This window comes from Pararhizobium sp. DWP1-1-3 (assembly GCF_049896125.1).
Lineage (GTDB): Bacteria > Pseudomonadota > Alphaproteobacteria > Rhizobiales > Rhizobiaceae > Pararhizobium.
Genome location: NZ_JAFCTR010000003.1, coordinates 160092 through 174368, shown reverse-complemented (window position 1 = coordinate 174368; position 14277 = coordinate 160092). Strand labels below are relative to the sequence as shown.

General features: G+C 55.1%; 14 protein-coding genes. 8 read left to right on the top strand and 6 right to left on the bottom strand.

All coding sequences use genetic code 11. The features are described from left to right. The first annotated feature begins 38 nt into the window (after positions 1–38). The gene (locus ACP7BS_RS08830; protein ID WP_426237674.1) at positions 39–1433 is read left to right on the top strand and encodes an Ig-like domain-containing protein; all 1395 of its coding nucleotides are present in this window, start codon (positions 39–41) and stop codon (positions 1431–1433) included. A gap of 482 nt (positions 1434–1915) precedes the next feature. Here the strand turns inward: ACP7BS_RS08830 and ACP7BS_RS08825 are convergent, their stop codons facing one another. Both ACP7BS_RS08825 and ACP7BS_RS08820 read right to left on the bottom strand, forming a co-directional pair. After that, positions 1916–2650 (bottom strand): DUF2270 domain-containing protein, encoded by a 735-nt coding sequence (locus ACP7BS_RS08825; protein ID WP_426237673.1) that lies wholly within the window; start codon positions 2648–2650, stop codon positions 1916–1918. Positions 2651–2736: 86 nt separating this feature from the next. Further along, positions 2737–3210, bottom strand: coding sequence for an SLC13 family permease (locus ACP7BS_RS08820; RefSeq protein WP_426237671.1), 474 nt, complete (start codon positions 3208–3210; stop codon positions 2737–2739). A 281-nt stretch (positions 3211–3491) separates the two neighbouring features. Between ACP7BS_RS08820 and ACP7BS_RS08815 the strand changes: the two genes are divergently transcribed. Then, a complete protein-coding gene (locus tag ACP7BS_RS08815) occupies positions 3492–5483 on the top strand; it encodes an AI-2E family transporter (RefSeq protein WP_426237669.1) in 1992 nt (663 codons plus the stop codon). A gap of 378 nt (positions 5484–5861) precedes the next feature. On the opposite strand, the gene ACP7BS_RS08810 is transcribed toward ACP7BS_RS08815, so the two are convergent. Further along, on the bottom strand, positions 5862–7034 hold the full coding sequence (locus ACP7BS_RS08810; RefSeq protein WP_426237667.1) for an FAD-dependent monooxygenase: 1173 nt from the start codon (positions 7032–7034) through the stop codon (positions 5862–5864). A gap of 48 nt (positions 7035–7082) precedes the next feature. Between ACP7BS_RS08810 and ACP7BS_RS08805 the strand changes: the two genes are divergently transcribed. Continuing rightward, positions 7083–7688: a TetR family transcriptional regulator gene (locus tag ACP7BS_RS08805; RefSeq protein ID WP_426237665.1), complete on the top strand. Its 606-nt coding sequence runs from the start codon at positions 7083–7085 to the stop codon at positions 7686–7688. 495 nt (positions 7689–8183) lie between these two features. Then, on the top strand, positions 8184–9044 hold the full coding sequence (locus tag ACP7BS_RS08800; protein ID WP_426237663.1) for a Ku protein: 861 nt from the start codon (positions 8184–8186) through the stop codon (positions 9042–9044). Between the two features lie 12 nt (positions 9045–9056). Here the strand turns inward: ACP7BS_RS08800 and ACP7BS_RS08795 are convergent, their stop codons facing one another. The 3 genes from ACP7BS_RS08795 to ACP7BS_RS08785 form a co-directional block, all read right to left on the bottom strand. After that, entirely contained in the window at positions 9057–9857 is an 801-nt protein-coding gene (locus ACP7BS_RS08795) for a Ku protein (protein ID WP_426237661.1), read from the bottom strand. A gap of 389 nt (positions 9858–10246) precedes the next feature. After that, positions 10247–10516, bottom strand: coding sequence for a DUF2442 domain-containing protein (locus tag ACP7BS_RS08790; RefSeq protein ID WP_426237659.1), 270 nt, complete (start codon positions 10514–10516; stop codon positions 10247–10249). A 26-nt stretch (positions 10517–10542) separates the two neighbouring features. Continuing rightward, complete coding sequence (locus ACP7BS_RS08785) at positions 10543–10740, bottom strand: hypothetical protein (protein ID WP_426237657.1); 198 nt, start codon at positions 10738–10740, stop codon at positions 10543–10545. Positions 10741–11527: 787 nt separating this feature from the next. Between ACP7BS_RS08785 and ACP7BS_RS08780 the strand changes: the two genes are divergently transcribed. The 4 genes from ACP7BS_RS08780 to ACP7BS_RS08765 all read left to right on the top strand — a co-directional run bounded on the left by ACP7BS_RS08780 (position 11528) and on the right by ACP7BS_RS08765 (position 13420). Next, positions 11528–11737: a cold-shock protein gene (locus tag ACP7BS_RS08780; protein WP_037062590.1), complete on the top strand. Its 210-nt coding sequence runs from the start codon at positions 11528–11530 to the stop codon at positions 11735–11737. A 114-nt stretch (positions 11738–11851) separates the two neighbouring features. Beyond that, a complete protein-coding gene (locus ACP7BS_RS08775) occupies positions 11852–12070 on the top strand; it encodes a hypothetical protein (protein WP_426237655.1) in 219 nt (72 codons plus the stop codon). A 290-nt stretch (positions 12071–12360) separates the two neighbouring features. Next, a complete protein-coding gene (locus ACP7BS_RS08770; protein WP_426237653.1) occupies positions 12361–12744 on the top strand; it encodes an HWE histidine kinase domain-containing protein in 384 nt (127 codons plus the stop codon). A 370-nt stretch (positions 12745–13114) separates the two neighbouring features. After that, positions 13115–13420 (top strand): hypothetical protein, encoded by a 306-nt coding sequence (locus tag ACP7BS_RS08765; RefSeq protein WP_426232113.1) that lies wholly within the window; start codon positions 13115–13117, stop codon positions 13418–13420. Positions 13421–14277 lie beyond the last annotated feature (857 nt).

Sequence of the window (14277 nt, the reverse complement as noted above, 5' to 3'; positions counted from 1 at the left end):
ACGTTATGTCGCCTCCTTCGCAGCCAAGGAAGATGCTGATGCCGGTACTGAGCAATGGAAATGAGCTTTCCGTCTGGGAAGACGTGAATAATGAAAGCCCGGACGCAATTCTCTTCACGATAACCGACGCTGCGGGTGAAGTGGTTGGCCCGATAGGCGCACAGCCCGACTATTTTTTCGGGTCAGTCGATGTCGCCTCAGTCGATGTCTTCGAAGGTTTCTTCACCGTAACGAGCTTTACCAATGACGGCAGGAACGAGATCTTCTCAAGGGTAGAAACGCATGTCTTCGACAATGAGGGCAACTATATTCGTACCCTGTCCGCCCAGGCTGCCTATCTCTCCACAGACATCGTTTCCGTCACGGCCGAAAGCCCCGACGACATTACGGTCACCTATAGTGGTGCAAACGAGTATTTTGGCGGCGAAAACACACAATACGGTGAGCATCAGATCATTCTAACGGATGGCCTGCTTCAACCTGATACATTTATCAATCATTCCCCGACCGTTACTGACTTGACCTTCACGCTTTCTACTGGGGAGATCCTCGACGATATTAAGTTCAGCTCTTCGGACAAAGACTTCGACCTGCTGTCGTTCGTCATTCTCGATGGACCCGACCATGGGAGAGTGGTGCAAGAAACCCGCTTCGAGCCCGGCTCCTATCCGTTTCCGCAGGGCGAATACGGCGGAAGTGTTCATTACCATCAGGATTTCCTGAACGGCAACTTCTTCGATTACCTGCCGGATGTGGGTTTTTCTGGCACTGACACGTTTACAATCTATGCCACGGACGGCCAAGGCAACAGCAATGTTGCAACCATTACCATCATGATCGCGCCACCGGCAGAGTTTATTGTGCTGACGAATGGCAGGGACACGGTCAGTTACAAGGCCTTCGATCATGCGGTTGTGGTCGACGCCAAGGAAGGTAGCGACAGCATTACCGGTAGCAAATTTGACGACATAATGGATGGCAATAAGGGACACGACAATCTGCGTGGGGGGGCTGGCGATGATGTCCTAACCGGAGGATTGGGCAATGATCGCATATCGGGTGGTGTTGGTGATGATGTCTTGAACGGTGGTTTCGGCCTCGACTTTCTGACGGGTGGAAAGGGCCACGATGCCTTCGTTTTCGATGTCACACCGCGTGTGGCCGATCTTGACTGGATGACTGATTTCCGCTCCTCGGACGACGAGATTCGCTTGGACAACTTAGCATTCACCGGACTTGTTGAAGGAACTCTGGACGCTAAAGCCTTTATTACCGGCAAGGTTGCCCTAGACGCGGATGACCGCATTATTTTCAACAGGGTTACGGGTGTTTTATCGTTCGATGTCGATGGTGTGGGCGGACTGGCGGCAGTGAAGTTTGCGATGGTAACCTTTGGAACGGGATTGGCTGCTGGCGACTTTTTTGTCGTCTAATCTGTTCGTCACGTCAGGAAGCAGACGTGCCTTGATATGTCAAAGTGAGTAAAACGTGTGTCGTGCCTTTTGGAGTTGCCCCCGCAGGGTGCCCGGCATTCGAAATGACGTTGTGTGAACAAGGCAGAAGCACGGGCGAGAAAAAGATATCCGATTAGACGGTCTCAAATTTGATTTCGTTCTTCGCGAACGAAGCGAGCCTGACCTCCATATCTGCCCTTTATACGAGACTATACGGTGGCCCTGTCAAAGGGCTGATAGTGAAGTTAAACGCCGATCGTGCGTTAGTCTGCGGGATTGATGAAGATACGATTTATCGCCTTCGGCGCTGACATCAATCGATTTCTCGACAGTAGCGTTACTGGCTAAAAATCGCCGGTGAGCGGTTCGAACGGGTGAGGGCGGTGGAAGCGGAAATTTCGCTCGGAGGGTGTGGTAGCGTTTTGCCTTCCGCACTTCTACCGGATAACAGTTGAGCGAACCTAGACATGTGCCTCACCGAAGGCGAACTCGCCATCATCCGGCTCATTGTATAGCGATGCAAAAAAGACGGCCGCGTATAAAACCCCCACCAATGTCAACACGATCCATCCCGCAACAGGCCCGAGAGCTGCATTGTGGATCAGGTCACTCCATTTGCTGACAACCTGCGCATTCGTATCGTCTGGAAGCAATACCGGTGAGGAGATTTTTAAACCCCATGCCAAGATCAAGATAAGATACATCCAACAGTAGTTGCGCCGAATGCGCCGAATAAGCGCCTCTCGGTAGCTGATAAGAAAAGTCGGCTTGCGAAGGCTCTGGGCAATTGCGGCCGCCCAATCCGAATTCAGCTCAGCCTGCGGGCTTAGAACCTGTGCAAAGTAGTAACGCTCTAGCTGGCGCACGCGACCCCTGTAAATGTCGAAGAACCGATAGCGCCGAGCTTCGATGATCAAGAGCAATGATACTAGTAGCATACCGAACAGAATGACGCCGTGGTGGGAAGTCGGCGTCGATAGCGAGATCGACAGCAATGCGGCAACAACCGTGATGGCCCAATTTGAGGTCCGGTCCAAGCGATCTCGCCAACCGGTCATGCGCCCCATCTCCCCACGGTAGTAGTGGATGACCGCATTTATCTTTTCGGATGAGGTGGTCGGAAGTGGAGGCCCAACCTGATCTCCCAGCGCTTGCCCCGCCAGTGGCTTTTGGTTCAGTCCGATCAGCGGTTCCATATGTACCTCCTCCGATGTCAGTATGGGATTGAAATGTCGGAGCCAACTACGGCCTGCCAACATGCAGTATCATCCTGCTATATCGGTCAAACAAAGCAAGAGCATCGGCACTCTGACAAGCAGGACGATAATTGAAAGAGGGAGGCCCCACGGGGGTAATCCCCGAAGCGATAACCGCTTGGTCCCATAACCGCAGTGTTGCACTGGTGACCGACCGGGGTCGGGAAGTCGTAGCCGGCTCCGATGGCGACAGCCGTCAAGAACGCATCCGGTTGAAAGCCGAGGTTTTCCGCAAGAGGGGCGATCGGAAGCATGACCAGCACTGTTGCGGCGTTGTTCAGGAATGGCGCAACTGCAAGGCGGCAACTAAGATACGTGCAAGAGCCCCATAAGGAGGCAGCATCTCCGCGGTTCGAGAAAGCAAGTTGGGCGATCACATCGGTTGTACCGGTCGTCTTCAGCGCGTCGCTGATCGGGATCAAAGCAGCGAGCATGATGAGCATAGGGGCGTCCAGATGACTGTAGATGTCGCGTAGTGAAACCGATCCAGTCACAAACATGAGGAAGGCTGCTCCGAACAACGCGGTCGCTAGTGGCACAAAACCGAAGGCGTCGCATCAACAAGATTAAGAAACGGAACTATGCCATTACGAACACTTCCAAATTTTAGATGCTCACCGACTGCAAAAATCCCCATCCGCGTAGCAAATTAAGCAATTTTTACGGGTCTTTCTGCAATACAACGAGATCGCCGTTGCGGATCTTGATCTCGCCTAACGTACCGTAAACACCTATATTTTGGTTGCCGTCTCGATAATGCTCGATACTGCCGTATCTAACCATGCATGTGTCAAATAGTCGTGGCATCCAAATCACGAGGAGGCGCCCATTGAGCGCGGAACCATCAAAGGCCATAGATAACCGCAGCGCGGTTCCAGGTCATGGTCCATTGGCAAACACGGCATTATCGGGTCGGATGATCCTCATTCTGGTTGGTGTTGCGGTCACCTTGCGGGTCGGCCAGGAAATATTCGTGCCACTGGCCCTCTCACTTCTCCTGACCTTTACGCTTGCGCCTATCGTTTCATTTCTCAGGAAGCGATACGTGCCGAAAATTGCAGCGGTCATTTTAGCGGTCGCGTCCGCATTCTTTATGATTGCTGCATTCAGTTTCGTCGTAGCCGGACAGGTTTCGAATTTGGCGGAGAATATTCCTACCTATCAGCGCAACATCGTCGACAAAGTGCATGCCCTCAGCCAAGCCGGATCGGGAAATGGAGTACTGGCGCACCTGAGCAAGGTAGTGGAGCGGGTCGGAACCGAGATGCAGAATAGGGCGGCGGAAAATAGAGATCCGTCTACGACCGCCCCGACAAATCCCGAACCCCTACCAGTTGAGATTGTTACGCGTTCCAAGCCAATCGAAACGCTTGTGAATGTCATTCTCCCGCTAATCAGCCCTTTCGCGACTGCCGGCCTCGTCATCGTTTTGGTCATTTTCATGTTGTTGGAACGAGAGGAGCTGCGGGACAGGTTCATCCGCTTGGTCGGTCTGGGCGATCTTCATCGAACAACGGCGGCACTTCAGGATGCAGGCAAGAGAGTAGGAAAGTATCTTTTAATGCAACTGGTAGTAAACGCCCTGTATGCTGTCCCGATTACTATTGGTCTATGGCTGCTTGGTATACCAAACGCTGTCCTGTGGGGACTGTTGACGCTGGTTTTACGATTCGTGCCGTATATCGGCCCGGTGATCGGCATGGTCCTGCCGCTGTTCCTGGCATTGGCGATCTCGCCGGGCTGGTCGCTCGTTGCTTGGGTCGCCGCGCTGTTCATCACGACCGAGCTGATCAGTAACAACGTGATCGAACCATGGCTCTACGGCAGCCATACAGGTCTGTCTCCGCTGGCAATCATCATCTCAGCAATCTTCTGGTCGTGGTTATGGGGTCCCCTTGGTCTGATGCTGTCGACGCCACTGACGGTCTGTCTGGTCGTCCTGGGAAGGTACGTTCCACAGTTCAGCTTTCTCGACGTTCTCCTTGGAAATGAACCTGTCCTCCAGCCTCAGGAGAAACTCTACCAGAGGTTGCTTTCTGGTGACCCGAGCGAAGCCACGGACAACGCAGAGGAGTTCCTCGAGAACGAATATCTTGTCGACTATTACGAAAGGGTCGGCCTCCCGGCTTTAATGCTCGGCGAGTTGGATCGCCAGCGAGGAGTCATGACCGAACAGCAGATTGCTTTGGTTGCTTCCAGCACTCAAATACTGATCGGCAATCTCGCCGATATTGCGGAGGAAGAAGAGAACGAAGAAGAGGAAGAAAAGCTGGATGAAGGCAAGCCGGTTGGAGACGGCCTGGAACTTCCCGACGGCAAAGGCCGGTCGATAGTATGCCTCGGTGGAAGAGGCGTCTTGGACGATGCCGCAGCTGGGATGGTGGCACAGGTCTTGGCTGTTCAGGGTGCAGAAGTTGTTTTGGCCGAGTACAGCGTGAGTGGTGGTCGCAATCTAAACGCTTTGACAACTAACGGAGTAGATACGGTGCTCGTCACATTTCTCAATGGGAACTCAAAATCGCATGCGCGGCAGATCGTCCGGCGGTTGAAGCGTTCCAAGCCATCCTTGCGGGTCGGGATATTCATGCCGATGGCAGATGGCGAACGGCAAATCCGAATCGAACCTGAGGAGATCAGTGCCGACTTCGTTTCCATCAACCTTACTGAAGCTGCCCGAAGCACTCTCGGTGAATCTGATGCGGTTATGCTAAAATCCGCAGCAAGGAAGTTGGCAAGACCGCGACCACGCAGCGGTCGGACCATCGCCGCCTGACCGACGAATTTCATTTGTTTACCTCAGTGCCCCGGTCACGCCTTGATCATGAGAAATTTGACTACGATATGAGCCGCCATGCATCTTGTGCTGCCGCAAGCAGACGCCCTTAATCAATCAGAGTCAGTTTCTCGACGGAAGCAATTTCGGGAAATGGTTGTCACGCGATAAGGACGAAGATTTATCAATTCAGATCTTTCCAAGAGCATAGACTGCGTCCGTACCTGTCGTGACGGGTTTTCGTGCCGGAACTTCCGACCGTGCAACCTTCCGCTAGGATCGTATATCCACAGCAGCTTTGTTCGCCTTACTACAGACGTCGCCTCGGCGTTACCCTCTCTCTCAGCTAGAACGTGAACCCGCTTGGTTTCGAAGCATCTAGTCGCGCGGAAGAAGGCTGTACCGTGCGCGCCCAAGTCCTGAAAAGCTGAGCGCCAGCCCGCGCTTGAACGGTGGCACATGATTGAGGACGCGCAGTACGAGGTTGCGCAGCCGGCGCAGTGGCACCGAATGGACCGTGGCAATCCGTGTCAGGCGCCCGGCCAATGCCAAGACGTCCGCTGCCGCAGGTCGGCGGATGCGGGCATAATCGTCGAGTAGCGTTTCGGGTTCATGGTCACGCACCACGCGTGTCAGCGCCTCGCCGAGCACGATCGCGTCGACCAGGCCGGTGTTCATACCTTGTCCGCCCGCCGGGCTGTGGACATGCGCGGCATCACCGATCAGCAGGAACGGCCCCTTGCGATAGGTCTCGGCGAGCCGGTGGTGGACACGGAAGCGGGAAGACCAGCCGATTTCAGTGACGCGTAGGTTCTTAGCCGGTCCGCGGGCATCAAGCAGCTTTTGGATGTCGTCGATACTGGGCTTTTCTGGCGCATCGTCCAGTGTCGCGACGACGCGGAAGGAACCATCTGGAAGCGGCGCGACAACCACAAGTCCCGCCGGCGAGAGGAACATCGAGACCTCGCGAGTGCCAAATGGCCAGTCCATCCGTACATCGGCGAGTATGAGGGGCTCGCCCGATGTGCTGCCCTCGAAGCCGATCCCGGCCGCCTCGCGGATCACGCTGCGCATTCCATCGGCGGCGACAACGAAGCGCGCGTGGATGCTCTGTTCGCCCGTCTTAGTTTTGACGCGAACGGTTGCGCCGCCCGCTGTGGCCGTTGCGGCGAGCGCGGCGGTGCCGCGATGCACCACACCGCCAAGGCGTATTGCAAGCAGTCCTTCGGTAGCCGATTGCGGTATCATCAACAGGTGGCGGAAGTGCGAGGGCAGAGAATCGAAGGTTAGATCGAGCAGCGCCTGGTCGCGGTCACGCACCGTGAAGTGGGAGACTGGCAGCGCCTGTGCCTCCATCATGCTGGCGGCGTCGATCGTCTCCAGCATTTCCAGCGTATGTGCGTGTACGACCGCGGCGCGCGAGGTGTTCCGTGGGCCTTCCAGTGCATCGATCAACAGGTGATCCACGCCGGCCGCCTGCAGTCGGGCGGCAAGGGCGAGGCCGGTCGGACCGGCACCAACGATCAGGACTTGAATATCAACGGGCAGCATTGAACGGCTCCTTTAAATTTGCCAACAAGTGTTGACTAATTTAGCCACTTGATTTTGTCAACATCTGTTGGCAAATTAACTCCCATGACAGTACAACGCGCCACTCCCAAATCGATTCGTACCCGCAAGGCGATTGAAACCGCAGCCAGAGAACTGTTTTGCACCAACGGGTTTGAAAGGACCACGGTCCGCGACATAGGCGCCCGCGCCGGCATCGATCCGTCCATGATCATCCGATATTTCGGCAGCAAGGACGCATTGTTCGCGCAGGTCGCGGAGCCTAATCTTCAATTGCAGGATCTCGACATCATCGACATGGACGGGATCGGCGAGGCACTGGTCCGCCATTTTCTCGCACAATGGGAAGGAGAACAGGCGGGCAGAGGGCTGCCGGTTCTGTTGCGTTCGGCGGCGTCAAACGACGACGCGGCCGGCCGGATTCGCGATATTTTCCAGGAGCAGGTTTTCCCAGTGATCTCTCGCGCAGGTCCGCCCGAAACGGCGCCAGATCGTGCTGGGCTGGTGGCGACCCAACTCCTTGGCCTTGCTTTGGCGCGGTACGTTCTCCAGATCCCGCCTGTGGTTGCCATGTCGTCCGACGTCATCGTCAAGACCATCGGCGAGACGGTACAGCGCTATGCGACCAAGGGATGATCGGGGACATCGAGCGTGTTTCCCTGTGTTTCGAGCTCGCGAAGAAGCTTGGGCGCGATCACGGTGCCAAGCGGGGACAAGATCACTTGCGGACCGTCCTTCAGATGAGGATAATGCGTCTACGCATCGCCGGCTCCAGCTGCGGCGTTGAAGCCGATTAAGGCCGCTGTCCGTGTCAGGTATTCATACTATGAACGGCCCGGAAATTGATTGCCAGCCCCTTTGCCGGTGGTGTCGGTTGGCGGTCGGCTATTGAGACCGTATAGATTGCAAGGTTGTAGTCTACGCACCTCCGAAATCAATTGAAGCGCTACGACCGAGTAGTTCTGTCGATCGGCGCGACGAGCGTGTAGGGGTGAATGGTTTCGTCCAGCTTCAAAATGCGGCACAGTGTTAGTGGAATTTTTGCAAGTGCATCGTCTCATGCAACTGAAGCGCCTCGAAGGAACTAAAGCTGTTGGCGGGCATTTTTCTCTTTTACAGGGGAGACTACAGATGGCACCACGCTCGAACTGGAAAGGGTTTCTCAAGATCGGTCAGCTTACTTGCGCCGTCTCCCTCTACACTGCAGCTTCGACATCAGAACGAATTGCCTTCCACACCCTGAACCGTAAGACTGGAAACCGCGTCCGTCGTGAGTTCGTTGACAGCGAAACCGGTAAGGTGGTGGAGCGGGATGATCAGGTTAAGGGTTATGAAGATTCCAGCGGGCACTACGTCGTATTCGAGCCTGAAGAGGTCGCCGCAGCGGTCCCAGATGCTGACAAGACGCTCGACGCGGACATGTTCATCGGTTGCGATGAAATCGATGATGTCTACTTCGACAAGCCATACTACCTCTCTCCGTCGGATAAGCAGAGCCTTGAAGTCTACACTTTAATCCGCGACGGGCTCGAAAAAAAGAAGGTGGCCGCCATCGCGGAGACCGTGCTGTTCCGCCGCATTCGCAAGCTTTTGATCAGACCGCATGGAAAAGGGCTGGTCGCATCAACTCTCAATTTTGATTACGAGGTTCGCTCGGCAGAAGAGGCGTTTAGCGACACGCCGCATCTGAAAATCGAAAAGGAACTGCTCGATCTTGCCGACCACATTATTGGTAGCAAGATGGGCAAATTCGATCCCAGTAAGTTTGACGACCGCTATGAAGAAGCGCTTACGGAAGTCGTCGAGGCCAAGCTTGAGGGAAGGGAGATCAAGCCTCGCCCGGCTCCGGAACCCACGAAGGTCGTGAATCTGATGGATGCCTTGCGACAGAGTGCGGGTCTCAAGGCTGAAGCCAAAAAGCCGAGCAAGAAATCAACAAAGAGCGCTGACAGTCAATCAAAGAAAAAGGTTCCGACCCGGAAGGCGAGCTAACGGTTCATGACGTCATCTTTTCTTCTTTGACGCGTCCAAGCTCTTTTTAAGTGCACCCATGATGTTGATGACGTTGCTAGGCCCCAAGCTCTCGGCTTTGGGGGCGGTCTTCGTCTTCGGTTTGCCCTTTTTCTTGGCCGCGATCATATCCAGAATGCGGTCTTGTACCGGATCGTCAACGATGGAAGGGTCCCATGGCGTTGAGCGCGCCTCGATAAACTTTTCCATGAGCTGCATGTAGTCGGATTGGGATTTTTTGGGTCCGATCGCTTTAAAGTATTCCGTCGGGTCACGTACTTCGTCGCCATAACGAAGCGTCCATAGGACGATCCCATTGTCGCGGGGCTGGAGCATCACGGCACGTTCGCGCCGATACATAACAAGGCGAGCTATTCCGAAAACACCCTTGGTTGCCATCGCCTCCCGGATGACAGCGAACGTTTCCTCTCCGACCTTGTCGCTTGGGGTCAGATAATGTGGCGTGTCGTACCAGATCCATTCGACGGAATCTTTTGGGACGAAGGTCTCGATATCTATCGTGCGGGTGCTTTCTAGGGCGACGGCGTCAATCTCATCGTCTTCAAGCATCACGTATTCGTCTTCGTCGCGCTCAAAGCCTTTGACCTCGTCATCTTCATCAACCTCGCGGCCGGTCACGGAATCAACGTAGCGGCTGACGACACGATTCTCCGTGGCTCGGTTCAGGGTGTGAAACCGTACTTTTTCACTCTCGGTGGTCGCTGGGACCATGGAGACCGCGCAGTTCACCAGAGAAAGCTTGAGGTAGCCTTTCCAGAATGATCGAGGTGCCATGCAAGATACTCCGTGGGAATTCTTCGTGAACGGCGTGATGCCGCGTTTGTTCCTCTTTGGGGGCACTTTCGATTTATTGGGAAGGACGCGAGGAAAAGGGAGACAGCCGCATCTGCCTCGGCTCCGGGCGTTGAACAGGTTGGATGAACGACGACGGCTGCGTCATCTGCGATGAATGCCTCATTGCCTGATGTATTTCGCTTGGTCGTCGATGTACTTCCAATGCAACCGTCGTATCCCCCTGGACCTCCACAAATCTTCTGGCTGTCACCTGTTAAAGCAACCTGTGATGGATCGTCTACCGGCTTCGGTAAGGACCATGCTAGAATCGGCGCTGACAACAAGTATCAAAGCAACTGCGCAATGAGTTAGCTACTGCCACCAATGAATTACTCTGCCGGCTGGACCACCTGAAAAGGTGGCCTCAAGGAGGGACTATGCAGCGAAATTCTTCTTTGGGCGACCTCCCTTAAGCCATTAAGTCTCGATGAAGCGGCCTTCGCGCCGGACGTTACCTTCCCACCGGTCGAACCCAATTGGGCTTCCATCCACTTCCTGGATCCCAAAATTCCGTCCATCAGAGATGGAACATAGAGATCGGCATCGATATCCGGCCAGTGAAGCCCAAGACCCTTGGCCGCGACAACGACGTTGTTCAATTGCGAAGCGGTGGCACCTTTAAGCCCTAGCAGTTCTCGACGGGAAAACCGACGAAAGATCCGTTGTTAAGCACCACAACGATGGCGTCATGCTCAGCATCGTAGCGGGCCGACGTGGTGTATGGCCCCAACTGCGACTTCATTCCGCTCATGTTGGCTATGTCGAGCTCAAGATCAGAAATCTCCATATGCCGCGCCATGCTTCGCATGTACCGTGCGCGCATCGTCCAAACTCCTTGCCATCCTACCGGGTTCTGGTTTTCCGAACCCTCTGTTCTCTCTAACTCGGGCGGCCCATCAGGGCAGTTCATGAAAAAAACCGCGGAGCAGTCGTTGCCAATGAGGTGTACATGAGCAGGCCATGATCGTTGGGATAAACGACCGTTCGGGGTCTTCTTATAATCGCTGACGAATTGCCCTTCTACCGCGACGTTTTCGGTCTCACTGAGATTCCTTGCCCGAACTTACCAGTAAAGGGTGCTGGCTCGCCTGCGGAGGGCTTCAAGTACACCTTGTCGTTTACCCGGAAGGCACCTTCCGGCGGACCCCGACTATCGATCGAAACGAATGGCATTTCGCGTTCCTCACCTCTGATTTCGATGGGGTGGTGGACAAGCTAAATTCCTTTCGCTTCAGCGCCAACCTCGCCGAGGGCTGTCGCTGTTCGGTTATTCAAAGCCTGCCGCACCTCCTCGCGCGGCAGGCTTTTTCGTTTGCATTTCCGCCAGCACAGGATTGCCTCCCAAGATGAACCGCTGATAGTTTCCATGGATCAAGCGAATGCCTCAGTGTGCGTTCGAAGTGTTCGGCGCATATTGCAGGTGAAACTAAAAGTTGACCTCGTTCGCTATATGGGCTATCAGTGGTTTATCGATCTTTTGCTTGCTGAACTTTGGTTGCCGCGCGATTAGCACCGCGCCTGAACGAACTTCCCTATCAAAATCAATCGCTATCACCATCCGCAAGACACCAATCCTGCGGTCGCTTAACATTGCTTTGAAAGGGTTCATCATGACCACAGGCACAGTAAAATGGTTCAATTCCACCAAGGGCTTCGGCTTCATCCAGCCTGACAATGGCGGCGCTGATGCGTTCGTTCATATCTCAGCCGTCGAACGCGCCGGAATGCGCGAAATCGTAGAAGGCCAAAAGATCGGCTACGAACTCGAGCGCGACAACAAGTCGGGTAAGATGTCAGCCTGTAATCTCCAGGCTGCTTAATTTGGACTGCTTCCGCTTTGACCACGGATGTACTGGCACTGCGGGAAGCTAGTTTTTTGAAGGCCGGACGTTTGTCCGGCCTTTTCATTTTCAGCCCACTCGATTGGAGGACAGATGTCCGGATATAACTCCCGCGAACACGCCGAAGCCGCCTTCGGTCATATTCAGTCCCAATTTTTCGCGCGCGGAAACGCGTTTGAGGAGATTGATTATGTGACGACGGCCCGAGAAGAAAAGACACTCCGCCTACGCGAGGCGCGGCTTGCCAAAGAGGATCAGGATCGCCTGAGCGCCTCGACAAAGCCTGCCTTGAAAACCCGCAAGAGGGCCTGATCATGTCCGAGGATCACAGCTACGATCATTCCGATTGGTCGCCCCGCGAACTTCGCGGTGCGCTCGGGGCGGCCGAGTGGCTCTATGGTCCTGGCGGGTGGATACCGATGCACTTCTCATGGACAGTCATGGCTACACGCTTTGGGATGTCACCAAAAAGCGACCTCTGACCTTCGAGCGGCTTTCGGAGAAAATACATCCCGCCCGACCGAGACAGGGTTCGGGCGGCGTTTACGGCGACCAGGGGCGTCATCGGTCCGTACGAGATCGATTTCCGGATCATCGTCGACATGGAAGTCCGCTGGATATCCGCACGGGGACGCGGAAACGACGTTGGCATCAAAGACAGGAAGATGACAGGTATATTTCTGGACGTGACGGGCCGGAAAAACGCCGAGGAAAGGCATGAGCTTCCTGCAGGCGAAATGAGCCATCGGGTGAAGAACCTTTTGGCTATCGCCTCAGGCCTGACGCAGATCACTTCGCGGTCTTCGGCCTCTGTCGAAATCATGACTAAACAGCTTACTGGTCGTCTGACGGCACTCGGGCGCGCTCATGACCTGGTGCGACCGCTGTCAAACGGGCAAGGCAATGCGGCACTGCTCGGCGACATTTTTACCGTTTGTTCGCACCATATGATGATGATGGAGCGTTCGCAGGGCGGATCAGGGTAGCGGTGCCCCGACTGGGTGTCGGTGAGACGGCCGCCACGGGGCTTGCGCTGGTTGTCCACGAGCTTGCGACAAACGCCGTGAAATACGGCGCGTTATCGTTGCTCGAAGGAACACTTGACGTATCGGGCACCATTGTCAGTGACAATGTGGAAATCCAGTGGACTAAAACGCGGCGGACCCGAAGTGAATAGACCAGACGGTCCTGGCGGCTACGGTAGCAAACTTCTAAAGGTGACCGGCCGGATTGCTACCGCGCTGGCCTACGGGCCGCGGGTAGCTTACAAATCGGGACCTCGGCGAACCGGGCGGTTAAGCCCGACTCTCCAAGAAGTTCACAATCACCACATTCCCATATGGCGTTCGGAATCCTATGAGCAAACCTATATTCGACACTCTGACTGGCATGTACTTCACGGTCGATGACCCCGATGGAAGCTATGGCACGGGGCAAATTATTCGCCTCGCTGCGGAGGGGGTCTACTTTATCCGCTTTGACGGCAACGAGGTGCCGCTCCCCTTGGAACTAGTTTCAATCGGCGAGATGCTGGAGGCCACCGATGAGGAGTACAAACGTTGGCGGTTCTTCGACACGGTCGAGGAACGAGACAAATGGATCGAGTGGCTGGATGCTCCATCGAAGCCTCGCGTCATTTCTCTCGTGAGGCCGACAAAATGAGGGATCAGTCTCGTTCGCTAGCAGTGAAGGCGCGGGGCTAATGGAACGTAATGAACGCCCACCAAGGCCTACATAAATACCCCGCGTGGAACGCAAGGCTTCGGCCAAGGCAGGCGATGCGTACAGGATGGAACGGTTGGGCATCCCCCAGCCTTCTCAGGCAACGACTGCCTGCCTTCCTGATCTTTGCCCTCTCGGACCCGAAGGCCAGGCGCTCACAAGGACTTCTCGCCACGCTTAACCGACTGGCAGGAAACGCGCATTTACCGGTCTGCGCTGAGTAGGTCTGTTTCGGTTGACCGTATCCTGATTGATGCGCCCTACTGCCGGCCCAAGAGTTTACGAGGACCGATTTCAGGCAGCCGTCGCCCGATCTGCAATTCATCCGGTGATCATTGCCACCGGACCAGCCAACAGAGGGCTTCTATCCGCCCGCGTCTCTATGGCTGCACTCTGGTTGTGGGACAGACATTGAACCTGCGGCCTTCAGGTTATGAGCCTGACGTAATTAGCGGGCTGCTCTACTCAAGGCGCTCATCGACTGAGACCGAAGTGTAATTGGCCCACACGCTCCGAGATATTTCCTCCATCGTCGCATATTCGGCGTCGTCGTCGTCAAGCAGCGTCAGAAAACCGCTATTCGCCTCAATGTCACCAGGGGTGATGAATCCCCATTCACATTCCTCGCAGTGGCCGTAAATATCTTCTGTCGCCAAGTTGCGAAAGAGAAACAGTCGACCTTGGCGACATGATGGGCAGTTTCCGGCGTGGTAGCTGAGCATACTCTTCAGTAGGGCAAAGATAATTCGATATCCACCGCTGAGACCCGTTTGGCTACGCAAAGCGAGGTGTCAGGC